The organism is Formosa algae (assembly GCF_001439665.1).
GTDB lineage: Bacteria > Bacteroidota > Bacteroidia > Flavobacteriales > Flavobacteriaceae > Formosa > Formosa algae.
The window spans coordinates 70,299-94,720 of sequence record NZ_LMAK01000017.1 but is presented as its reverse complement, the minus strand read 5'-3'; the positions used below and the strand labels follow the sequence as shown (position 1 = coordinate 94,720).

21 protein-coding genes, 1 tRNA gene and 1 pseudogene are annotated in these 24,422 nt (G+C 34.3%); 6 read left to right on the top strand and 17 right to left on the bottom strand.

Annotation, left to right across the window (positions count from 1 at the left end; all coding sequences use genetic code 11):
- Window positions 1-45: 45 nt before the first annotated feature.
- The 5 genes from AST99_RS07360 to AST99_RS07340 form a co-directional block, all read right to left on the bottom strand.
- Window positions 46-345: an EF-hand domain-containing protein gene (locus AST99_RS07360; protein WP_057780836.1), complete on the bottom strand. Its 300-nt coding sequence runs from the start codon at window positions 343-345 to the stop codon at window positions 46-48.
- 131 nt (window positions 346-476) lie between these two features.
- Entirely contained in the window at window positions 477-1,130 is a 654-nt protein-coding gene (locus AST99_RS07355) for an HD domain-containing protein (RefSeq protein WP_057780833.1), read from the bottom strand.
- 67 nt (window positions 1,131-1,197) lie between these two features.
- A complete protein-coding gene (locus AST99_RS07350) occupies window positions 1,198-2,184 on the bottom strand; it encodes an acyl-ACP desaturase (protein WP_057780830.1) in 987 nt (328 codons plus the stop codon).
- 11 nt (window positions 2,185-2,195) lie between these two features.
- Window positions 2,196-2,939 (bottom strand): lysophospholipid acyltransferase family protein, encoded by a 744-nt coding sequence (locus AST99_RS07345; protein ID WP_057780827.1) that lies wholly within the window; start codon window positions 2,937-2,939, stop codon window positions 2,196-2,198.
- 93 nt (window positions 2,940-3,032) lie between these two features.
- Window positions 3,033-3,443, bottom strand: coding sequence for a BrxA/BrxB family bacilliredoxin (locus AST99_RS07340; protein WP_057780824.1), 411 nt, complete (start codon window positions 3,441-3,443; stop codon window positions 3,033-3,035).
- A 342-nt stretch (window positions 3,444-3,785) separates the two neighbouring features.
- On the opposite strand from AST99_RS07340, the gene AST99_RS07335 reads away from it, so the two are divergent.
- Window positions 3,786-4,535: a DnaJ domain-containing protein gene (locus AST99_RS07335; protein ID WP_057780821.1), complete on the top strand. Its 750-nt coding sequence runs from the start codon at window positions 3,786-3,788 to the stop codon at window positions 4,533-4,535.
- On the opposite strand, the gene AST99_RS07330 is transcribed toward AST99_RS07335, so the two are convergent.
- On the bottom strand, window positions 4,528-6,777 hold the full coding sequence (locus AST99_RS07330; protein WP_057780819.1) for a TonB-dependent receptor: 2,250 nt from the start codon (window positions 6,775-6,777) through the stop codon (window positions 4,528-4,530). The genes AST99_RS07335 and AST99_RS07330 overlap by 8 nt on opposite strands.
- 81 nt (window positions 6,778-6,858) lie before the next feature.
- On the opposite strand from AST99_RS07330, the gene AST99_RS07325 reads away from it, so the two are divergent.
- The 3 genes and pseudogenes from AST99_RS07325 to feoB (AST99_RS18435) all read left to right on the top strand — a co-directional run bounded on the left by AST99_RS07325 (window position 6,859) and on the right by feoB (AST99_RS18435) (window position 10,757).
- Window positions 6,859-7,530 (top strand): metal-dependent transcriptional regulator, encoded by a 672-nt coding sequence (locus AST99_RS07325; protein ID WP_232301598.1) that lies wholly within the window; start codon window positions 6,859-6,861, stop codon window positions 7,528-7,530.
- 2 nt (window positions 7,531-7,532) lie between these two features.
- Window positions 7,533-8,555 (top strand): metal-dependent transcriptional regulator, encoded by a 1,023-nt coding sequence (locus AST99_RS18565; RefSeq protein ID WP_057780816.1) that lies wholly within the window; start codon window positions 7,533-7,535, stop codon window positions 8,553-8,555.
- Window positions 8,556-8,558: 3 nt separating this feature from the next.
- Window positions 8,559-10,757: pseudogene (gene feoB, locus AST99_RS18435) on the top strand (ferrous iron transport protein B).
- A 145-nt stretch (window positions 10,758-10,902) separates the two neighbouring features.
- Here feoB (AST99_RS18435) and AST99_RS18560 read toward each other — a convergent pair.
- The 4 genes from AST99_RS18560 to AST99_RS07295 all read right to left on the bottom strand — a co-directional run bounded on the left by AST99_RS18560 (window position 10,903) and on the right by AST99_RS07295 (window position 14,156).
- Window positions 10,903-11,043 carry a FeoB-associated Cys-rich membrane protein gene (locus AST99_RS18560; protein WP_103191680.1) on the bottom strand — a complete coding sequence of 47 codons (141 nt, stop codon included), beginning with the start codon at window positions 11,041-11,043 and terminating at the stop codon, window positions 10,903-10,905.
- Window positions 11,044-11,080: 37 nt separating this feature from the next.
- On the bottom strand, window positions 11,081-13,180 hold the full coding sequence (feoB, locus tag AST99_RS07305) for a ferrous iron transport protein B (protein ID WP_057780806.1): 2,100 nt from the start codon (window positions 13,178-13,180) through the stop codon (window positions 11,081-11,083).
- Window positions 13,173-13,409, bottom strand: coding sequence for a FeoA family protein (locus tag AST99_RS07300; protein WP_057780803.1), 237 nt, complete (start codon window positions 13,407-13,409; stop codon window positions 13,173-13,175). Before AST99_RS07300 ends, feoB (AST99_RS07305) begins: the two co-directional genes overlap by 8 nt.
- 72 nt (window positions 13,410-13,481) lie before the next feature.
- Window positions 13,482-14,156: an SCO family protein gene (locus AST99_RS07295; RefSeq protein ID WP_057780800.1), complete on the bottom strand. Its 675-nt coding sequence runs from the start codon at window positions 14,154-14,156 to the stop codon at window positions 13,482-13,484.
- Between the two features lie 169 nt (window positions 14,157-14,325).
- Between AST99_RS07295 and rseP the strand changes: the two genes are divergently transcribed.
- A complete protein-coding gene (rseP, locus tag AST99_RS07290) occupies window positions 14,326-15,672 on the top strand; it encodes an RIP metalloprotease RseP (RefSeq protein WP_057780797.1) in 1,347 nt (448 codons plus the stop codon).
- A 77-nt stretch (window positions 15,673-15,749) separates the two neighbouring features.
- Window positions 15,750-15,823: transfer RNA gene (locus tag AST99_RS07285), tRNA-Asn, on the top strand.
- A 610-nt stretch (window positions 15,824-16,433) separates the two neighbouring features.
- Here AST99_RS07285 and AST99_RS07280 read toward each other — a convergent pair.
- The 7 genes from AST99_RS07280 to AST99_RS07250 all read right to left on the bottom strand — a co-directional run bounded on the left by AST99_RS07280 (window position 16,434) and on the right by AST99_RS07250 (window position 24,399).
- Window positions 16,434-18,662 carry a TonB-dependent receptor gene (locus AST99_RS07280; RefSeq protein WP_057780793.1) on the bottom strand — a complete coding sequence of 743 codons (2,229 nt, stop codon included), beginning with the start codon at window positions 18,660-18,662 and terminating at the stop codon, window positions 16,434-16,436.
- Window positions 18,663-18,823: 161 nt separating this feature from the next.
- On the bottom strand, window positions 18,824-19,225 hold the full coding sequence (locus AST99_RS07275; RefSeq protein WP_157486320.1) for a hypothetical protein: 402 nt from the start codon (window positions 19,223-19,225) through the stop codon (window positions 18,824-18,826).
- Window positions 19,226-19,402: 177 nt separating this feature from the next.
- The gene (locus AST99_RS07270) at window positions 19,403-19,963 is read right to left on the bottom strand and encodes an HPP family protein (RefSeq protein ID WP_057780788.1); all 561 of its coding nucleotides are present in this window, start codon (window positions 19,961-19,963) and stop codon (window positions 19,403-19,405) included.
- 40 nt (window positions 19,964-20,003) lie between these two features.
- The gene (locus AST99_RS07265) at window positions 20,004-20,933 is read right to left on the bottom strand and encodes a YeiH family protein (protein ID WP_057780785.1); all 930 of its coding nucleotides are present in this window, start codon (window positions 20,931-20,933) and stop codon (window positions 20,004-20,006) included.
- Window positions 20,934-21,008: 75 nt separating this feature from the next.
- A complete protein-coding gene (locus tag AST99_RS07260; protein WP_057780783.1) occupies window positions 21,009-21,890 on the bottom strand; it encodes a LysR family transcriptional regulator in 882 nt (293 codons plus the stop codon).
- 132 nt (window positions 21,891-22,022) lie between these two features.
- Entirely contained in the window at window positions 22,023-22,511 is a 489-nt protein-coding gene (locus AST99_RS07255; protein WP_057780780.1) for a hypothetical protein, read from the bottom strand.
- Window positions 22,512-22,659: 148 nt separating this feature from the next.
- Window positions 22,660-24,399, bottom strand: a complete 1,740-nt coding sequence (locus tag AST99_RS07250; protein WP_057780777.1) for a T9SS type A sorting domain-containing protein — start codon at window positions 24,397-24,399, stop codon at window positions 22,660-22,662.
- Window positions 24,400-24,422: the final 23 nt, after the last annotated feature.

Genomic DNA, 24,422 nt, shown 5'->3' with positions numbered 1-24,422 from the left:
AAGCTAAAATAGTTTGAAGGTTTTTTTATGTTCAGGCAGACATGTTTATTCGTTCGTTTTGCCTTTTCTTTTTGGTTGATTTTTCAATTCCTCTAGTGTCAATTCACCATTAGAATCACTATCTATTTTTGCAAAGTTTGCTTCTAAAACTTCTGCATCCATTTCTTTTTTTCTTTTTACAGATTTAAACTCGTCTAAAGATATTGTGCCATTTTTATCTGTATCCATGCGCTCTAACATTTTTTCAGGATTTGGCTCTCTTTTTTTCTCTTGAGCTTGAACAGTAAATGATGCCATAAAAAAAGCTAAGCTTAGCATGGCGAATGTTAATGTTTTTAATTTCATCTTAAATGGTTTTAATTGTTGTTGATATTATACCTTAAGACCATAAAAAGCGAGAATAGTTTAACACGAAAATAAATATTTTTGAAGCTTATACCGTGTTGGAAATCTTTGGATTATATAGATGAACTAAATTATTTATCACCATTCCATTCGGCATAAAACTGATCTAAAAAACCGACCATATAATCGTGGCGTTGTGCAGCAATTTTTTTACCAGTTTCTGTATTTAATTTATCTTTTAAGAGCAGCAATTTTTCGTAAAAATGATTTATTGTTGGGGCTGTGGAAGCTTTATATTCTGCTTTAGTCATATTTAAATTTGGCGTGATTTCTGGATCGTAAATGGCACGATTTTTAAAGCCACCGTAATTAAAGGTTCTGGCAATACCAATAGCACCAATAGCGTCTAAACGGTCCGCGTCTTGAACAACATCTAATTCTGCCGATGAGAATGTCGCTTCAAAATGTCCGCCTTTAAACGAAATATTTTCAATAATACAAATAACATGCTCAATAGTAGCATGTTCTACCTGTATTTCTTTTAAAAATGTACTTGCAACTTTTGGTCCTACAGTTTCATCTCCATCATGAAATTTGCTGTCTGCTATATCGTGTAGTAAAGCGCCAAGCTCTACAACAAACATATCCACATTTTCTGTTTTAGCGATTAGTTTCGCGTTTTTGTAAACCCGTTCTATATGAAACCAATCGTGGCCACCTTCGGCACCTTCTAACTGTTGTTTTACAAAGTCTATTGTGGCTTGTATTTGTTGTTCTTTTGTCATGGCTATAAAAGTAAAAATTCCTAACTGAGACAGAAAGGAATTTTTATATTTTAAAATATGGTATGTGTTATAATTTTGCAGGTTCTACCCATTTAAATTCAAACGAATTTTCTGGCACTTTCATGCGTTCTGCAATACGTGTCATCCTACTTGGAAGTTTGATAAGGTAATCTCTTGCCTTTTCGGCTTCGTCTGTTAAACCTGTTACTTTTTCTATTTCCCAGCGTTTAAGTAGTTTCTGAAGAATTTCTATATAATCCATAGATGTGTAAACGCCAATACGTTGTGCTGTATTCGAAAATTCCTCAAAAGCAGAACTTATTTGTCCGCCAGATTCTCTTAAAAAATGAGCTGGCATTGTAATTTTTTGTTTCATCATATAGTGAAACGCCATCATCATTTGGCTAGGATCTACTTTAAAAATGCGTTCTACAAATTCGCTATAGGCATTGTGGTGTCTCATTTCGTCTCCAGAAATAATACGACACATTTTGCTTAATTGTTTGTTTCCGCGTTCTTTAGCGAGTTTAGCAACTCTGTTATGAGAAATGTAGGTTGCCAACTCTTGGAAACTTGTGTATACAAAGTTTTTGTATGGATCGCGATCTGTACCAATGTCAAAACCATCAGAAATTAAATACTGTGTAGTTTTTTCAATTTCACGCATATTTACACGTCCAGAAAGGTAAAGGTATTTGTTTAAAACATCTCCGTGTCTGTTTTCTTCTGCAGTCCAATGGCGCACCCATTTAGACCAACCGTTACGTTCTATTTGTCCAACACCTTCTACATCCATTAACCAGGATTCGTAGGTTGGTAAGGCTTCTTCAGTAATCATATCTCCAACTAAAACAACCCAGAAATCGTAAGGTAAATCTTTAGCTAATTCTCTTATTTCTTTAACTTCCTCAAAAAAGTTTGGACCTTCAGAATTTGGTAAAAAATCTGTAGGTTGCCATATGGTTTCTGTCGGAATTAAATATTTTTCTATTAAAGCGTCTACGTCTTTTTCTAAAAACTGCATCACTTCTAACCTTACATTTTTTAATGACATAATGTTAAGTTTTAATGGTTTATACTTTGTGTTACAGTGTGTTCAATTTCGTCAATTAAAGTGTCTGTAGTGCCCGTAAAGGTAGATAAATTTATGGGTTTATGAATAGTTAATGTAATATGAGCGCCTAATCCCATAGGGAATTTACCATATTTTAACGTTTTCCATGAGTTATTTATGGTTAATGGTATGACGGTTGCAGTCGGTATATTTTTTATTAAGGTTTGCAAGCCACGACGTTGAAACGGTTTAGGAACACCATCTTTACTTCGGGTGCCTTCAGGAAATATTACAGCCGCATATTTCTTTTCATTTATAAATTCTGAAAATTCATTGATTGCACGTATAGATTGTCTCGGGTTTTTACGATCTATTAAAGCAGAACCACCATGACGTAAATTATAAGATACACTTGGTATGCCTTTGCCTAATTCTATCTTACTAATAAATTTAGGGTGATACTCTCTCATGTACCAAAGTATTGGAGAAATATCGTACATGCTTTGGTGGTTAGAGACAATAATTAAAGGTTTGTCTTTAGGGATCTCGGCATCAAAAGTATTGGTATACGTAAAACGCGTGCCTAAAATATTTAAGCAACGCAATAATGTAAACTGTAATGCATTTACACTGTGTTGTAAGGCGCTGTAACCAAATACACGATGACTAATCCATAGTATCGGATGAAAAATACTTATGGATAATAAAAAAGCAAAAGCATATAATACAGTTAAAGGATACGCTAATAGTTTCATTAAATAGTTTTTGGACGGTTTGGATTTAGCAAAAATAAGATATAAAAAAAAACCACGCTAAAAGCGTGGTTTATATTTTTTACACAATATAATCTAGCAAACTTGGTTGTAAGCATCTTTAAGATTATCTGCAATCATTTCAGCAGGACGTCCCTCAATGTGGTGACGCTCTAACATGTGTACTAATTCACCGTCTTTAAATAAAGCAATAGAAGGAGAGCTTGGAGGAAAAGGAATCATATGTCCTCTTGCTGCGTCTACCGCATCTTTATCTACACCTGCAAAAACAGTAACTAAATGATCTGGTTTTTTATCGTTTTGTATGCTCATGCTTGCCCCTGGACGTGCATTTGCTGCAGCACAACCACAAACCGAATTTACAACCACTAAAGTTGTACCTTCCTTTGCTAAAGCTGCATCTACAGCCTCGGCAGTATGTAATTCTTCAAAACCAACTTTGGTTAAATCTTCGCGCATTGGTTTTACTAATTCTGCTGGATACATATTTTTTAAATTTTTTGTTTATTATATAAAGAGCAAATATACATAATAAAAAAAGAAATAATTACCACTTTAACGTAACCTAAAGAAGCTTAATGTTATCTTGTTTTTGGGCGTTTCCTTGCTTGGGCAAGGTCGGGCTATACGCTATATCTTTTTGTTTTTAAGGAAACAAAAAGGATGCCGCTGCTATCCCTAACGCAGAAATTAAGGTAGAATATTATTAAATAATTAGTTGTAGTTGTAATATGAGGTTGGGAATATCAATTTGTACAGAGGCTGATAAACTAAAAAGGCCACACTTAAAACTACAAGTAGTATATTTGCGCCAACAAAAATAAAAATATGGGTATTTCAAAATGGTTAGGAGCTACTTTAGGTATGTCGTTTGGCGGACCAATAGGAGCTATTCTAGGATTTGCATTAGGTAGTATGGTTGATGGCTTTTCTGACGGCAGTATTAAAGTTAATACGGGTTCTCCTTACGGTGCGCCTGCACCAACAAGAACAAAATCTAGCGAATTCGAAGTGAGTTTATTAATACTTGCTGCCATAGTTATAAAAGCCGACGGAATTAGCGATAAGCGGGAATTAGATTATGTACGTGCACAATTTGTAGGTATGTATGGTAAGGACCGTGCTAACGAAGCTTTTAAATTATTCAAAAATATAAGTCAACAAAAAGATATTCCTGTTCGCGACGTGTGTTTCCAGATAAAACAAATGATGGATCATCCGTCTCGTCTACAATTATTACATTTCTTATTCGGAATTGCTAAAGCAGATGGTAATGTTAGTCAGGTTGAAGTAGATACTATTTATACCATTTCTAACTATTTAGGTATTCGTGCAATAGATTTTGAAAGCATTAAGGCTATGTTTTACAACAGTAGCGATAATGCTTATAAAATTCTTGAAATTGAAAAATCTGCGACTAACGACGAGGTTAAAAAAGCCTATCGTAAAATGGCTAAAAAATACCATCCAGATAAAGTGCTTCATTTGGGAGAAGAATATCAGAAAGGTGCCGAAGAAAAATTCCGTCAGGTACAAGAAGCCTACGATCAGCTTCAGAAAGAACGTGGTTTTATCTAAGGTTGTATCGTAATCCTAGAAATAATCTACGCCCTTGATTAGGTGCGTATACATAGGTTGGATCAAATGTTAGTGCGTACGGATTGTCTGCTGTCGCAATAACATCTCCGTTGTTATCAAATTCAACATTCTTATCAAAAGGATCGTCTGCTCTTGCTATAATAAACGGGTTTCCTTTATTAGGCGTCCAATCTAGTATGTTTTTTACACCGCCATAAATTTCAAAATCTGCAAGGGTATAAGTTGCTTGAATGTTTTGTATGCTCCAAACTGGCGAGTATTCAGAACGCGGATCTAAATCACTTAACAGTGGTAAGCGCATGGGGCCGTAAATATTTCCCGTATAATCTAAAGCAATTTTAGGATTGTAAAAAGTATAGCTTACACCCCAAGTACCAGAAAAACTTTCGGTTAATATTTGTTTAGAGGTTTCTCCGTCTTCAGTTTGTGTTACATCCTGAAGCGTAGCGCCTACTAATACTTTTAATCCGTTGGTAAAACTAATATCTAAATTTGCGCTAACTCCTGTTGTAATGGCATGTCCGTCTAAATTATCGTAAATAATTTCATTCGGATTGGTGTCGTAATCTGGTAAAATAACATTCGTAAAATACGTGTACCAAGCCGACGCATCGATAGTGAAAATGTTATGGTTTTTGGTGTAAAAAGTTTTTAAGTAATTAAAGTTGATGTTGTAAGAACGTTCAGGTTCTAATTCTTCAGCAATAATAACATCTCTTGCTCCTGTTAATGCCGCGTGTTCTTCTGTAAATAAATTTACAACTCTAAACCCTGTTCCTGCATTAAAGCGTAAAATAGTTTCGTTATCAGATTTGTATTTATATGCTATTCGGGGCGTAAAAATAGAACCGTGGCGTTCGTCGTAATCGTAACGCGCTCCAAGAAGTAAGTTGCTTTTAGAATTAAATGCAATGTTGTCTTGTATAAATACAGAAGGAATCGTAACCTCGTCGGCCGTATCTGTAGCAGTTGTATTGTCGTTATAATAATTGTAGCGTGCTGCAGTACCTACTAGAATATCATGTTTATTATAGGTTTTATACCACGTTAGCTGTGTAAAACCAATGCGTTGTTGTGCTAAATATGGCGTGTCTCCGTATACCGAATTTTGATCGTGATCTGTATACGAAAATTGTAAAAACATATTTTCTTTTACTGGTAATTGGTAATTTCCTAGCAGTTCGTAACGTGTGGTGTAAATGCTTTCTCCGTACACTTCGTCTCCGCCACGGTAACTTTTGTTCCATTGCATTTCACCTCCCCAACGATCTTCATAAAAGAAACGTCCAGCAACATCGAACACTCGATTATTTTTTCGTTTATAATTCCATTTTTGAAATACAGAAATGCGATCCTGTAAGGTAAGATCTGTAAAATTGTCGTTATTATTGTCAATCGGATTGCTATAATTAAAGTAGTTAACGCCGACTAAAAGTGAGGTTTTGTCTGAGATATTGGCTTTAAAACCCAGATCTGCATTCACTTCTCCCCAAGAGGTTACAAAGCCGTCTGCAAAAATTTTTGAAGCTTTATCTGGACTTTTGGTAATCACATTTATTAAACCTCCAACAGCCTCACTACCGTATAAAGAAGATGCGGGACCTTTTACAATTTCAATTTGTTCTATAAGAGAATTGGGTATTCCAGAAAGACCGTAAACGGTAGATAAGCCACTAACAATGGGCATACCGTCTATTAAGACTAAAGTATATGGACCTTCTAAACCGTTAATATGAATGTCGCCAGTATTACACACATTACAATTAATTTGTGGTCTTACACCATTTACATTTTGCATGGCTTCAAATATACTGGGTGTTGGATTCTTTTTTAGGAATGTTGTCGAGTATACTTCAACAGGAACAGGGCTGTCTCGTCTGCTTATGGGTTTTAAGGTTCCAGAAATTACAATTTCATCTAGAGATTCGCTTTCATTTAAATCAAAATTTAAAACGGTGCTTGGTTTGGAGATAGTTAAACGCTGTTTTTTTGTTTTAAACCCAGTAAACGATGCGTAAATCGTATACGTGTCATAATTTAAGTCTGTTATGGTGTAATTTCCATTTTTATCTGTGGTCGATCCTTTGGTTGTATTGCCTAAGTATACGTTTACAAATGCTAAAGGTTCGCCTTCAGATGTTATTTTGCCAGTAATGCTGCCTTTGTTCTGAGCGTAAATGCTAGAAAGAGAAAATGTAAAGAGTAGAAATAGTAGTCTCATAAAAATAATTTTACGCAAATGTAAATAAATATTTAGTCTAACCTAAAAATTTATTTGTATTCAAGTAAATTGTGTATCTTTGTGATAAATACATATTTAGTGGTTACATTATCTGAAGAGAATTATTTAAAGGCAATCTATCATTTAGGAAAACAAGGATCGGTTGCGGTTAGTACAAATGCTATAGCAGAAAAAATAGAATCTAAGGCCTCATCTGTTACCGATATGGTTAAAAAATTAGCGGAAAAGGATTTGGCTAATTATGTGAAATACCAAGGTGTTACTTTAACAGAAAAAGGGCGCTTAATTGCTGCGTTGGTTATTAGAAAACACAGACTTTGGGAAGTATTTTTAGTAGAGAAATTAAATTTTACTTGGGACGAGGTGCATGATGTTGCAGAGCAATTAGAACATATAAAATCATTAAAGTTAGTTAACGAATTAGATCGGTTTTTAGGTTGTCCAACTCACGACCCTCATGGTGATCCCATTCCTGATAAAGATGGAAATTATGCGCCCATAAAAAGCGTGAATATTTTAGAGATAAAGAAGGGGGAACAAGGGGTTTTGGCCTTAGTAAAAAATTCGTCTGATGCGTTTTTAAAATATCTAAACAAAAACAATTTAGCGTTAGGAGATGTTATAAAGGTTGTAGATTTTGAGCCTTTTGATAAATCTTTAACCATAGAAACCGCTCATCAAAAAATGATAATTTCTAATGAAGTCGCTAAGAATTTATATTTAAGACTATAACCATGGAAACATACAGCCCAATATTTGCACTAGTCATATTCTTTATAGCGGTAGCGCTATTATATGTTTTATTTAGACCTGTAAAAGGGTGGTTTTGGATTATAAAAAAAGCATTTCATACCAACGAAAAAGTCATTATTGAAGATGTCTTAAAGCAACTTTATCATTTTGAGACTTCAAAAAATAAAGTTGATATGAAAACGTTGGTTCAGGTTTTAGATTTTAAACATGCAGATATTGTAGAGGCCATTAAAAAAATGACTATAAATGACTTAATCTATTCTGAATCTGATGTTTTAAAATTAACTGAAGAAGGTCGAGATTATGCATTGCGTATAGTGCGTGTTCACCGTTTATGGGAACGCTATTTAGCAGATAAAACAGGGATTCATAAAAAAGAATGGCACGATAGAGCAGAGTCTATGGAGCATCGCTTAAGTCATGATGAAGCTGAAGAGTTAGCAGCACATTTGGGGCACCCTAAATTCGATCCTCATGGCGATCCCATTCCTACAAAGACAGGGAAAATGGCTTCTGTACATGGAGTAGAATTACCACTTTTACCAATAGGGTCTGTTGGTAAAATTACGCATATTGAAGATGAGCCTGAAGTTATATATAAGCAAATTTTAGCCGAGCATATTTACATGGGCTCTATGCTTAAAGTTATAGAAAACAATGCTACGCGAATTGTATTTGAGTCTGAAGGCGAGGTGTTTAAATTAGCACCTATAGTGGCGGCGAATTTAACCGTTGCGCTGATAGAAAAAGAAGTAGTTTTAGAAGACAATGTAGCGCGCTTATCTAGTTTAAAAATCAATGAAACGGCAAAAATTTTAGGAATTTCTAGAGAAAATAGAGGAGAAAGTAGAAGGCGATTATTAGATCTTGGTTTTGTAAAAGGGTCTAGTGTTAGTATCGATTTGTTAAACCCGTTAGGGAATCCTAATGCCTATTTAATTAAAGGAACTTCTATTGCATTACGAAAAGATCAAGCGTCAAAAATCTTAATAAAAAAAGATTAAATTATGGAAACGAATGTTAAAAGTGCTTGTGAAACCTGTGGACTATACAACAAAGCGGGTTTAAAAAAGCTAGGTATACATACAGATAATTTTGATTTTGTTGTGGCCTTAGCAGGAAATCCAAATACTGGAAAAAGTACGGTTTTTAATGCCTTAACAGGATTAAAACAACATACAGGAAACTGGCCAGGAAAAACGGTAACGCGGGCAGAAGGTGGGTTTGAGTATAATACGCAAAAATATAAGTTGGTCGATTTGCCAGGAACATATTCCTTATTATCAACGTCTGAAGATGAGGAAACCGCACGAGATTTTATACTCTTCGGAAAACCAGATGTAACTGTTATCGTTGCTGATGCTAATCGATTAGAACGGAATTTAAATTTGGTACTTCAAATTCTAGAGATTACAGATAAAGCGGTTTTGTGTTTAAACTTAATGGATGAAGCTGAACGCAATAAAGTTGATATAGATATAAGAACACTGTCTCGTGATTTGGGAATTCCGGTAGTGCCAACAAGTGCTAGGTTTAATCGCGGTATTCCAGAATTAATACAAACAATTAGTGAAATTGCAAGTGGAAAAATTGTTTGTAAGCCGCATCGTATTAAAAATGTTCCGAAAAATATAGAAAAGGCCGTGAAAACCTTAACTGAAAATATTGAAAAAGAGTTTCCAAATATTCCTAATAGTCGTTGGATTGCATTTAGGTTGTTAGAAGGAGACAAACAAATTATTAACGCCCTAAGAACTGGAGAGTTTATATAAACGTTCAAGACAATGAAAGATAATAATATAGATCATATCATCGAGCTCTCTAATGAGTTACGTTGGCAAATAGGGGATGAGTTTCACGATAATCTTACCGAAAGTATTTATGCCGATGCCGCCGAGATTGTTAAGGATTCGGTTAAAACTCAAGACGGAGAAAAGCGCTTTCGTTTAGATGCTAAAATAGATAAAATTGTGACGAGTAAAACATGGGGATTTCCCATTATGTTTTTAATTCTCGGAACGGTCTTGTGGCTAACTATCGTTGGAGCTAATTATCCATCGTCTTTACTGGCTAGTTTGCTTTTAGATACGGTGCATCCTATTTTACGCAGTGGTGCAGATAGTGTGCAAATGCCTTGGTGGTTATCTGGGTTTTTAATAGATGGTGTGTATTTGGCTGTCGCATGGGTTATTGCGGTAATGTTGCCGCCTATGGCTATATTTTTTCCCATGTTTACACTTTTAGAAGATTTTGGTTACTTACCAAGAGTTGCCTTTAATTTAGATTCTCTATTTAATAAATCTGGAGCGCACGGTAAACAGGCGTTAACTATGAGTATGGGGTTTGGTTGTAATGCCGCCGGTGTGGTTGCTACTCGAATTATTGATAGTCCGCGAGAGCGTTTAATCGCTATCATAACAAATAATTTTTCCTTATGTAATGGGCGTTGGCCAACTCAGATATTAATAGCCACTATTTTTATAGGTGCAGTTGTGCCTAAATCACTTTCAAGTTTCGCGTCATTATTGGCGGTTATTGGGATTGCCGTATTGGGCATGGCATTTATGTTTGGTGTGTCTTGGGCTTTGTCTAAAACCGTATTAAGAGGAGAAGTCTCTACGTTTAATTTAGAGTTGCCACCTTATCGTCCGCCACGTTTTTGGAAAACCATTTACACGTCTTTAATAGATAGAACTGCTATTGTATTGTGGCGTGCTATTGTTTTTGCTGCGCCTGCAGGCGCTGTAATATGGTTAATTTCTAACATTCATGTAGGCGGAGATGAAACCATTGCCGCTTGGTTAATTAATGGTATGGATGGCTTTGGCTTTCTGTTAGGCTTAAATGGCGTTATTTTATTAGCATATATTGTGGCTATTCCAGCTAACGAAATTGTAATTCCAACTATTCTAATGCTTACTGTAATGGTAACAGGAATTGGTGGAGGTGCAGGAGCAGGAGTAATGTTTGAATTGGATTCGATTAATGCAACTGGAGATATTTTAAAAGCCGGAGGGTGGACTTTATTAACGGCTATAAATTTGATGCTATTTAGTTTGCTTCACAATCCGTGTAGTACAACAATATATACCATTTATAAAGAAACTAATAGTGTGAAGTGGACCACAGTTGCTTCTGTTATGCCCGTTATTTTAGGTTTTGTTGTGACGTTCTTGGTCGCACAAATCTGGAGACTTATATTTTAAAAACGCTACCGTATATTGTAGTGTAATTCATCATAGATTTTCTTGTTTAATATGATTGGTATCAAACAAGGAAATCTATGTGTTTTTTAAAGAAGATTGCTCTCTGTTGAAATGTAACAGAACAGTGTAGTGTAGTGTGTTTAATTTAAGCGCAGCCGCATCCGTTACCATCTGAACCACATGCTTTTTTAGATTTCCTTTTTTTCCAGAAAAACTTTTTTATCATGAATGCTACGGCAATACCTAAGGCTGAAAAAACTAATATGTTTTGTATGATGGTGTTCATAATTAACTAGTCGTTTTAATTTTGAAATCTTTCAGAATTATTTTAAAACCTGAAACGCAATTAATGCGGTTACATAAGCTAAGCCTGTCATAAAAAACAATTGTAAAGCAGGCCATTTCCAGCTGTTGGTTTCGCGTTTTACTATGGCCAAAGTACTCATACATTGCATGGCAAAGGCATAAAATAATAAAAGCGATATCCCAGATGCAAAGTTAAAAAGTGGTCCACCTAAAATAGGATTAACTTCTCCTGCCATTCTGTTTTTTATGGTTTCTTCTTGGTCGCTACCTACGCTATAAATAGTAGCTAAAGTACCTACAAATACTTCGCGTGCTGCGAACGAACTTACAATCGCGATTCCTATTTTCCAATCGTAACCAAGCGGGCTAATGACTGGTTCTATGGCGTGTCCAGCAATTCCGATATAAGAATGTTCTAATTTGTAAGAATCTATTTTATGATCTAAATCTTCTTGCGATAAGTTAACTGAAGCATATTTTTCAGTCATGATAGATTCTGCTTCATTAAAATGTTCACCTGGACCGTAAGAGGCTAAAAACCATAAAATAATTGAAATGGCAAGTATAATTTTACCAGCTCCAAATACAAACGATTTTGTTTTTTCAAGAACGGTTAAAGCTACGTTTTTAAATAAAGGCATTTTGTAATTCGGCATTTCGACTACAAAAAACGTTTTACTTTTAAGTTTCATTACGCGGTCTAAAACGTAAGCGGCGCAAATGGCTGTGGCAAACCCTAATAAGTATAACAGCATTAATGTAAGTGCTTGGTATCCTAGACCTAAAAAGGTGCCTTCAGGAATAACTAACGAAATAATAATAAGATATACTGGTAATCTCGCTGCACAGGTTGTAAATGGTGTAACAAGTATAGTGATTAGTCGTTCTTTCCAACTTTCAATATTTCTAGTCGCCATAATGGCTGGAATAGCACAAGCAGTACCCGAAATTAATGGGACAACACTTTTCCCGCTTAATCCAAATCGGCGCATAATGCGATCCATTAAAAAAACCACACGACTCATGTAACCGCTTTCTTCTAAAATAGAAATAAATAGAAATAGAAAGGCAATTTGTGGGATGAAAATAACGACACCACCTAAACCTGGAATAATGCCTTCGGCCAATAAGTTTGTGAATACTCCGGCAGGGAGTGAGTTTTTAACCCATTCGCCTAAAGACGCAAAAGACGAATCGATAAAATCCATTGGTATGCTAGACCAATCGTAAATCGCTTGAAAAATTAGTAATAATATGAAAAAGAATATCACATAACCCCAAACTTTATGCGTTAGTATACGATCTAATTTTGCTCTTAAATCTGTGGCTTGAGATGGGTCTATAGTTTGTCCTTTCTTAAGCGTATTGTTTATAAACTGATAGCGTTTTATGGTTTCTTTTTGTTGTAAACGCTTCAGGTCTGTCTTGCTCTTTGTTTTAAAATCTGCAACAGCATCAAATTCGTTTCTATCTGTTTTTCCAAAATTTGCATCTTGGGTAATAACTAACCACAGTTTATATAATAATTGATTTGGAAATACTTGTTGTAAGCGCTCAAAGTAAGCGCTGTCAATTTCTGATGCGTTTAAGCACGGTGTTGTAGATTGGTCTTTGTAGTTGGCAATAAGTTCTTTAATTTGTTCTATGCCTTCATTCTTACGTGTGCTAACTACTGCAATTTTTGTTTTTAATTCAGCTTCTAAAAAAGGGATATCTAAAGAGATGCCTTTTCTAGACATTCTGTCGGCCATATTAATAACCAAAATTGTTGGTATTTCAAGGTCTTTAATTTGCGTGAATAAAAGTAAATTTCGTTTCAAATTTTCAACATCACTAACTACAATAGCAATGTCTGGAAAATCTTTGCCCTTTTTATTTAGAAGAAGTTCTATAACAACATTTTCATCTAAAGATGAAGCGTTTAAACTATAGGTTCCAGGAAGATCTATAATATGGGCTTTTACACCACGTGGTAATTTGCAAATACCTTCTTTTTTTTCAACAGTAATACCGGGGTAATTACCTACTTTTTGATACAAACCTGTTAAGGCATTAAATACCGAAGTTTTACCCGTGTTTGGATTTCCTATTAAAGCAACATTAATTTGTTTACTCATGCGATAATTTTTCAATTAAAATATGGCTTGCAGTCTCTTTTCTAATTGCTAAATGCGATCCATTTATGTTTAAATAAATGGGGTCTTTAAACGGTGCAATTTGCACAAGTTCGACTTGATTGCCAGGAAGACAACCCATTTCCAATAATTTTAATGGAATTTGTGTAGATGAAACATCAGTAATAACAGCTGTTTCTCCGCGTTTTAGATGTGCTAAAGTTGTTTGCAAACTTATTTAGATTGATTTTAAAGAAGCAAAAGTAATGTAAAAAGTCATGGTAAAAAAAAATTAACAAGAAAACTACTTTTTATATTCTTTTTTTAAGGTTTTAATATCGCTTAATAACTGTTCGATGGCCTCTGGGTCTGTGCCGTCGTAATATCCGCGAATTTGTTTTTTCTTATCTATAAGCATGAAATTTTCGGTATGAATCATGTCGTACTCATCGCCATTTCCAACTGTTTTTACAGCCATATAACTTTTCCTTGCTAACTCATAGATCTGTTTTTTATCGCCTGTAACTAAATTCCATTTGGTATCATTTACACCTTTTTTTAAAGCATAACGCTTTAACTGTGCAACGGTGTCTATTTGTGGAGTAACAGAATGAGACAATAACATAACATCGTCATCATTTATAGTGGCTTTTTGGATTTTAGCCATATGGTCTGTCATTATCGGACAAATAGTTTGGCAGGTGGTAAAAAAGAAATCGGCTACGTAAATTTTGTCTTTATAATCGGCTTGAGTTATCGTTTTTCCGTTCTGATTGATGAGACTAAAATCGGCAATTTTATGATACTTTCTAACATCATAGAGTGTACTGTCTACTAACTCTTGGTCTACTTGTGCAGGTTGATAAATAGGAAGTGGTTTTTCGACATCTAAGATGTTGTAAATAATTGCAATAATAACCATGGATATTATGGCAAAAACAATGGCGAAATATCTGTAAGCCTTAAAAAATGATAACATGTTTTGATTGTAAATCGTGAGTTTAGCAAAAATACGAGTAAAATTAAGTTTAAAGAAGTCCTTTTTATAATAAAACCATGTTAAAAAAAGAAGGGTAAAGGGTGTTTATATTTTTTTACCACTTTAAAAAATGTATTTTTGCGCGTTAAAATATAACTGTATAAACTACATGGAGTTTCTAATTAAGATTTCTCAATTTTTATTAAGCCTTTCTTTACTTATTGTTTTACACGAGTTGGGTCATTTTATTCCTGCAAAACTATTTAAAACACGCGTTGAAAAATTCTACTTGTTTTTCGATGTTAAGTTTTCTCTATTTAAAAAGAAAATAGGAGATACTGTATACGGTATTGGATGGTTGCCTTTAGGTGGTTACGTTAAAATATCTGGAATGATAGACGAGAGTATGGATAAAGAGCAAATGGCTTTACCTCCACAACCTTGGGAATTTAGAAGCAAACCAGCATGGCAACGTTTAATTATTATGCTTGGAGGTGTAACGGTTAATTTTATTCTTGCTGCACTTATTTATATGGTTATGGCTTTTGCTTATGGAGAAACAGATATCGCTACAAGCAGTATTACAGACGGGTATTTGGTAACAAACCCTATTCTTGAAAACATGGGAGCTAAAACAGGAGATAACGTAATCGCTATTAATGGAGAAGCTGTTACGGGATATTCTAACATGAGATCTAAGTTAATTGAAGCTAAAACGATCACTATAGAGCGAAACGGCGAACAAAAGACATTAACAACTCCAGAAGATTTCTTAGGACAATTAAGTACTAGCGACGATAGAACATTTTTTGAATTACGTATGCCTTTTGTAGTGGCTCAAGTTCCAGATTCTTCTGCAAATAAAGGAGTAGACTTAAAACAGGGTGATATTATTACAGCTGTAAACAATACAAAATTGAAATATTTTGATGAGTTTGAACCTATTTTAGAAGCGTCTAAAGGCAAAACAGTAAACGTAGAAGTATTAAGAGATAAAGAAACATTTACGAGATCACTTAAAGTGAGTGAAGATGGTAAATTTGGTATCGCATATTACCCTACAGCTAGTGCAGAAACGTTAAAAGCATTAGGCTACTACGACATTGTAACTAAAACTTATGGTTTTGGAGAAAGTATTGGAGTAGGAGCATTAGAGTTTAAAAATCAAATTGTAGGCTATTGGGCGCAATTAGGAATGATTTTTAATCCAAATACAGGCGCATATAAGGGTGTAGGTGGCTTTAAAGCTATTTTTGATATATTTCCTAGTTCTTGGAGTTGGCAACAATTTTGGGGTATTACAGCATTTTTATCTGTAATGTTAGGGGTGTTAAACTTATTACCAATTCCTGCATTAGATGGTGGACATGTGATGTTTTTATTGTACGAAATGATCTCTGGGCGTAAGCCAAGCGATAAATTTTTAGAATATGCACAAATGGTTGGATTCTTCTTACTTATTGCTTTAGTGCTGTTTGCAAACGGAAATGACATCTTTAAAGCCTTGTTCAAATAAAAAAATAAAAAAAAACTTAAAAAAAGTTTGTGCAATTGATATAAAGCTCTATATTTGCACTCGCTAATGCAAAACACTCCTTCTTAGCTCAGTTGGTTAGAGCATCTGACTGTTAATCAGAGGGTCCTTGGTTCGAGCCCAAGAGAGGGAGCAAAGCTAGCTAAAAGCCTTACAGAAATGTAAGGCTTTTTTTATGCGTTATAGTTTCTGAGGGTTGTGAATGCAGGGACTATAAGGGATTGTAGCGGTTCTAACGTGAAATGTGTTGTTCTTTATATTGCACAACTTGTTAAGTTTTTATTTAAAAAAAAGGTGTCCTATTAGGTATCCATTAAAATTTCTGGGTATTCCTTTTTGAAACCTGAATTGTGAGCCAATTGTTTAACTAAATTCAATTGGAAATGAAATATCAAGGAGTTATACTTTTGTTCTGTACAACGAGACTATTTATAATAGCATGTGATTAATTGGTTTAAAAAGATTTTATTTGTTGAAAAAATTTGATCTTTTTATAAAAAAATCTCACAACCTGACAAACATCATATATTAAAGGAATTTTAGGTTGTATTTTTGAAATGTGTTTTTTAGGAAACGATTAGCCTGAAAAATTAACTGGCAAATTTTTTGATTATTATTTCTTTTAACCTTCAGCTTAATGGTATTGAGCTGAAGGTTTTTTATTAGATGCCAGTCTTTAAGTATAAAAAAAATGGCTACCTAAAACTAGGTAGCCATTGTAAATATATAGTCTTGTAAACGGTTTAAAACGTTAGTGCTATTTTACCACGAATATAGAAAGGTGTTCCTGGTGTAAAGTGAATTTCTTCAACAGATTCTGGTTCGTCAAACAATCTACTTTCTGTTGCAAATTGGGTTTCATTCCATTCGGTATCGAATACGTTTTCAACAATAACACTGTAGGTCCAATTCTTCCAAGTGTAGTTAATGTTAAGGTCGCTTACAAAATAGCCTTCAGCAACAATAGAGTTGTCTTCGTTTGCAGGTCTATCGTCTACGTATCTGTAATTAATACCTCCGGAAAAACGGCCAAGGTTTTCTATAGATATTCCACCGGCAGAGGTAAAGTCTGGCGCTAACGGGATGTAATTTTCACCCTCTGGATCGTCAATACTTCTTCCGTGAGAATAGTTAACATCTGCAAAAAGATACAGCCAATCTAAAGCTTGGTATCGTGCTCCAAAATCTACACCTAAACGTTCTGTTTTTCCGCTAGGTTCAACAATGGCTGCATCTCCAACATATACAAATTCCTGTTCTAAAAATAAATACCATAAGCTAGCATTTATTGCTAAACGATCTGTAGGTTTAAGAATAGTACCTAAATCTGCACCATATGCTGCAGGAAGTATAGATTTTCCGTTATTAGCAATTACTACTCTGGTGTCGTTAGAGTGAAAGCCCATTCCTGCTTTTAAGAATAATTGTGTGTTCTTGTTAAGCGAATATATGGTGTTTAATTTTGGACTTACACGCACCTTAGTTTCGGCTTCATCACTATAAGTTTCCGAAAGTTGATCTTCGTATTGAAATTTAAAATAATCTAATCTGGCAGAAGGGTTAAAAGTCCACTTTCCTGTTTTAAATTCAGTATTTAAAAAGGCATAAGTATTTACTTCGTCTACATCTCCTAAAGATTTGTATTCTAAAACAGTTTTTCTGTTTAAAGTATGCGATAATTCAACATCGTCTGCATTGTCGTATCTAAAACCAATTCCTGCTTGGTATTTAAACATGGTGTGGTCTCCTAATTCTATATTTCTATGTTCGTAAACCGTGTTTGCTCCTGTGGTTACTCTATTTTCAAATTGCTTAATCTGATCGCCATTAACGGGATCGTCTAAGAAAAAGGTAAAGTTAGAGTACAGCTCAAAGTTATATTGAGACACATAAGCAGAGGTTTTAAATGATTGATTGTCGTCTATCACTTTAACATGGTTTATTAATAGGTTTGTACGGCTTGTTTCTCCTCCTTCAGTATCGTCTATAGATCCAAATCTGTCAATACTACCATCGTCTATAGCGCGCTGCGGAATTTGCCCTGAAGCATCCCATTTACTTTGAAAATGAGAAGCTGTAAAAGTTAATTCCTGATCTCCTGCTAATTTGTAATTGTAACGTCCTAAAACATTAAAACGGCTAAAGTTTTGAGGAGAATCGAATGGGCCATCCGTTAACGATAGTTCTGAGGCGATATACGCATTGCTGGTCTCGTTGTTTAATACATTAAACATTCCCATAATACGGTTCGAATTAAACTGTCCTGCTTCTACAGACATGTAATTTTTGTCAATAGTCTTTTTCAGTCCTAAATTAACATATCCAGCGGTAGTGAAATTTCCTTTATCGGCGTAGTAAGGTCCTTTTCCAAAGTTAATATTGTCTATAGTTTCTGGAATTACAAAGTGCAAATCTGAGTATCCTTGCCCATGTGCATGCGATACCATGTTTACAGGTAACCCATCTACGGTTAGGTTAATATCTGTACCGTGATCAATATCGAAACCTCTTAAGAAAATTTGTTCTGCTTTTCCGCCACCTGCATGCTGACCAATAATAAGTCCAGGTACTTTTCTTAAAATGTCTTGAGATGATTTTACAGGATCTTTTTGTACATCTATGTTCACAAATTTACTTAAAGCATCTATTTCTGCTACCAACATAACCTGATCTAATGAGATGTTTGCAGGTGTTAGGGTAACCGAAATTGGTTGTTGTAAATCTGATGCTGTAACGCGTATAACTTTAGGTTCGTATCCCAAACGCGAAAGATATAATGTGTCGTTAACATTGGTTTTGGTTAGTGTAAACGCTCCAGTTTGCGAGCTGTGCGTGTGTATTTCGGTGGTTTTATTAAAAATACTCACTTCTTCTACGGGTTTGTTTTCGCCATTTACGATAGTTCCCGAGATTTGTTGTGCGTAAATTATACTAGTGAGCAGCAAGGTGCATGCTGTTAAAAAATGTTTCATTTTATTTCATAATTTGGTTGTCTTCTTTTTAAGGAAGAATTAATATGTGGTGGTTGTCAATGTATCGGTACTTTTAGGCAATTAAAAGTAGCCTGATTTTAGACGGTTTACGTATACTTACGAAAAACATCTAAACAGGGTTTTACATCAACTCAAATATGTTATGAAATATATTGTGGAGGTGGAGAAAGTGTAGGTAAATTTATAGTATACAAATGTAAGTAGGTGTACCAAGTGTGTTTTGAAACTGTACTAAACTCAATACTTTTAAAATTGAATTCTGATGTTAGTACGTGCTTGTCTATTTCTGTTTTATAAATCGATTTCTGATGCTCTTTTTGTTTGTCTGTAGATGATAAAATATCGTTTAAAACAGCAAGTAAATTGTGAGTGTGATTAGGAATTACTTTTCCAGTACTACTATGGGTGTGATTGGCTAAAGGAGGTGTTTTAGAGGTAATGTGTTTCCCGAAAGCATCATGATTATGAACGTTAGTAAGCACTGTAGTGTTTTTGTGTGAATGCATACGATCTTCGACATAATGCGATACGGTGTGAAGCATATTAAACACAGAATGTTTTAATGGAGAGATGATATAGCATATTGCCATGGCAAAAATGAAACAACGAAATGCCAGGACTTTTATATTTAACTGTGTTTTCAATAAAAAACAATAAAATTGAAGGGCGAAAATACATAATATTTTAAATCATAGACATAGGGCAATGTTTTATTTGCGTTATTGTTTGTAGGGGTATTGCCTATGTCTGGCAAATTTATTTGTAATATAAGCAGTTATAAATAAAATTAGTACACCAATACAAACAGGGTTAATAACATATAGAAAACCTAAATCTTTAATTTCAAGACTACCAATATTCGCTATTAAAGCAGTAGCTCCTCCTGGCGGATGCATTGTTTTTGTGATTTGCATAATTACAATTGCAACAGATACTGCCAACCCACAAGCGAGCCAATTTAATTCTGCATATGGAATTAATTTGGCTACAGTTACACCTACAATTGCACTTAGAAAATGACCACCAATTAAATTACGAGGCTGTGCTAATGCACTACTAGTTGCACCATAAATAAGTACTGCAGACGCTCCGAACGATCCAATTAAAAAGGTATTGTCTATAGATGTTAGCGTTATACTCTGCAAGCTTCCAATTAGAGAAATTCCTATAAACGCTCCAATAAATGTCCAAAGATGATCAATAGGATCTATTGCTGTTTGTTTTAAAACAATATGTCTTGCTTTGCGATATGTTTTGCGTTGATTTGTTTTATTAACCATAGTGATAAATGGATGTTATTAAAAAATATGATGTGCATGTTTAAGGTAAAATGAATAGTATATAGCCTAATGAGATTACAGAAACAAATATCCAAAGTGTAGTTGCAAAAAGTATAGGTTTCCAGCCTGTGGTTTTCAAATCTTTAATAGACATTGTGGTTCCTACTAAAAATAATGTCACTACAAGTAAATGCTTAGATATTAATACAAAAACATTTGTTATAGACTCAGGTAATAAATTGGCACTATGTACTAAAATGGCAGCTATAAACAGTAGAATAAATAATGGAAATTTTATTTTCTGACCACTATTTTTAAACAATAACATAGAAACAACAGACATTGGAATAATCCATAAGGTTCTAGATAGTTTTACTGTTGTAGCAATATTTAAAGCTTCCTCGCCATAACTTAATGCTGCGCCAACTACAGAACTTGTATCGTGAATAGCCACTGCACACCATAATCCAAACTGATGTTGGTTTAAACCAATTAGGTGTCCGAAAAAAGGAAAAACAATTAAAGCCACCGCATTTAAAAAGAAAACAACACCTAAAGCCATAGTAATGGTTTTGGTATCGGCTTTAATAATTGGTGAAATAGCGGCTATTGCACTACCACCGCAAATAGACGTTCCTGAGGTAATAAGATGTCCAAGAGATTTATCTAAATGTAAATAGCGCGATAATATTAAGCCAAAGCTAACAGTTAAAAAAACGCAGAATAATGTAAGTCCGAAACTAGAAATACTAGTCTGAATGGTTTCTACCAAGGCCATTCCAAAACCCAAACCAACTACGGCTATTTTTAAAAGGAAATGAATGCTTTTCTGACTTTTTTCTAAAAAGGGATGTTTAAAAAACAGTGTGAAAATAAATCCCAAAGCGAGTGCTATCGGACTTGAAATGTAACCTGCTAATGCAAGTGCAATAACAGCGAAAAAATATATTTTAGATAAGTGAGTTTGCATTGTATCTTATTTTTATACAAAGATACAGTGGTGTTATAATTAAAATGCAATGAAATAAGTTATAGGTAATAACCTTTAGTTATGGTTAAGTTTAACTAGTTTTTCGAAAAAATCTTTTGTTTTAGATTGGTAACCTTGTCTTGATACAAAATAGAACCAACGCTCAAAATTAAAATTTTGAATATCTATAACTTTAAGTTTATTGTTTAGTAAATCGTCGCTAACAGAATGTATAGAAAGTAAAGCGTAACTTCTGGAGTGATATAGGTAATTTTTAATGGCAATGGTACTTTGTAAGGTAACATTAGATTTTAAATGCTTAATGCCATATTCCTGAAGTTTTTTATAAATAATTTCTCTGGTTCCAGAACCGTATTCACGTTCTACTATAGGTAGATTTTCCAAATCACTTAGTTGTAAAACACCGGTTTTAAACTTCGGATTGTTAGCACTTGTAACCAAAACAATTTCGTCTTTTATAAATTTTTTATAATGTAATTGTTTGTTGTGGCTACTTCCTTCAATAATTCCAAAATCTAATTGCGAGCTGGTAATTAAATGTTCTATCTGCTCGGTGTTCCCGCTGACTAACTGAATGGTTGTATGTGGTGTATTTTTTTCAGATTTAGCTAATATTTGAGGCAGAATAAAATCGGCTAGAGTAGTACTCGCTCCAAACTTTATGTGTTTTTCTTCATCTTTATTTAAAGTTAGAAAATGATTGTCTAAATCGGCATGAAGAGCTAAAATTTTATCGACATATTCTAAAAAATCGAGGCCGTCTTCGGTGAGTTCTATATGATTTCCTAAACGTATAAAAAAAGTCTTTTTATAGGTATCTTCTAAGGTGCGAATGGTTTTAGAGACGGCAGGTTGGGACAAGTTTAAAACTTCTGCAGATTTTGTAAAGCTTAAGTGTGAAGCAACCTCTTTGAATATTTTAAATTTAATTTTCATAGGGAATAGTATGGGCAGAACAATTTACTAAATCGGATTCGGTTTTAAATGAAAAAACAAAATCGGTTTAGATGGAATCCAAACCGATTTTGTGAATTTTTATGGTTTCTAGCAGGCTAAAAACTCTACGATTTAAAGCGTTTCAAAATTATCTATATCTGTAGCCTGAATAATATCGTCGTAGTTTTCTATATCAAGCCCATTAATATAGTCTGCAGGGACAACCACTACTCTAAAAAATTGATTTTGCGTCCATACGTCGTCTAGTACTCCTAAGTCAAAAGTAGCATCTAAGAAGATTCTAAAATCAGTATCGGTAAAATCGTAATTATAGGTTAATACGCCACCATCATCAAAGAATTGAGTTTGTGGAACCAATCTCCAGATTTCTGTACCATCTACGGTTTCCCAAGACATGTAAACTAATACCACGTCTGATGGGACAATAGTAAAGCCGTAAGTTTGTGTAATTTCGTAATTGTTTGCCGCATTAAAATCCAGTTCAATTTCAAAAGCTGGAGCAACTTCTCCATCTACGCCGTCTACACCTGGAATTCCTTGATCTCCTTCGCAAGAGGTTAATGCTAATGCTAAGCAAAATAGTGCTATAATATGTTTCATGTTTTTAATTTTTGAACGATAAAGGTCGTTGTTTTATTTTAAAAATAAGATTATTTAACTGAAGCCGCAACTTTTTAATACTAGGATTACAATGCAAAACGGGGAAAACAACCGTTTTCCCCGCTACAATTAAACTTAAAAAATAATCTTATAATTTTACAAACTTTTTAGAGAACGATGCATTTCCATTAGAGAATGATGCCAAATACATTCCTGGTTTTAATTGAGAGACATCGATATTTCCATTACCAAAAGCTCCTGTTTTTATTAATTGCCCAGAGACTGAGTAGATTTTGTAAGTACTAATAACTGATGCGTTACTAGTGGTTACATTTAATATATTTCTTGCTGGGTTTGGGTAAATAGATGTGTTTACGCTTAACACATTATCTTTTACACTTAAAGTAGCTAAAGAAAAACGAGTAGTATACATGTCCATAAATCCGCCACCGTTATTAGTTGCTTCATCTTTACCTTCAAAAGGGTTAAGATCTATTGTAGAACTTGTAAAAGTTCCTGAAAGTAAAACTTCATTATTATTGTTAAAATTGATAAGTCCGCCAGCATCTGGTCCGTTTCCTCCAAATATATAGTGGCTTAAATAGTTTCCGTTAGAATCTAATTCTAATAAATAGTTGTCTGTGAAATAAAAAGAATTTCCTTGAGACACGCCTTCTCCATTATCAAAATCTACACTACCATTAAAATTTCCTGCAATGTAAATATTGTTATTGTGTGGGTTTACTTTAACGTCGTTCATATCTTCTATGCTACCAGATGTATAGTTGCTACCAATAGTGTAAGAAAACTGATATTCTCCACTAGCATTATATTTACTCATAAATCCAGCATAAATTCCATCAGGTGTTATAATGTCTGTACCTTCTCCAGGATTAAAATCTGTTGCGCTTGTAAAAAAACCAGTAATAAAAATATCGTCTGTATGAGAAACAAATAAACTTTTTGGATCGTCTATATCGTTACCTCCAAAGCTTTTTCCCCACACATAGTTTCCATCTTTAGTTAGTTTAGTTAAAAAGACATCACGTCCGCCATTAGATGTATAAGAAGCTGTACCAGTTTCACTAGGGTCTAAATCTACTGTACCTTCATAATAACCTGTTAATATGATGTTTTCATTCGAGTCGAATGATATTCCTGAAATACAATTGTGTCCGGTTGCAGGGATTGTTTTTACCCAAACAAAATCTCCGTTAGTATCAAGTTTTAATAAGTATCCGTCAAATTTAGCTCCCTCTGTACTAGAATACATAGTTAAATCTACGTCTGGAGATGGATCGAAATCTGCATATACAAATCGTCCGCCAACATATACATTGCCTTCGTTGTCTGATGTAATCGTGAAGGTGTCTTCATTAGCTAATCCTTCTGTGTTACTAATTTGTTTCGCCCAAATAAAGTCACCATCGTTAGTTAATTTAATAATAAACGTGTCTCGAGATAAAATTGCACTTGGTTGTTTTAATAAAAATACTCCTTCTCCCGGATCTGCATCAAAGGCATCTTCTCTATCTCCGCCTTGAAAATAACCAGTTATTAAAATGTTATCGTCTTTATCTATAGTAACGGCAAGTGTAACGTCATCTGCCCAACCTCCAAAATCTTTAGCCCAAACAGGTTCTCCGTTGCTGTTGTACTTTGTTAAGTAACCATCTGCATTACCTCCGGTAAAGCCTATGGTTGTTGTTCCAAAATCGAAACCGCTGCTATAAAAACCTACAGTGTATAAGTTGTCTTTACTGTCTTGAGCAGTTCTGTATTGGTTGTCTATATAATAGCCTCCAAAAGACGAGGCGTTTAAGAATTCTTGAGCCGTAATTATAGGACTTACGAATACGACACTTAGTAAAAGTAAAATTTTCTTCATATTTGTTCTTTTTGGTTGTTATT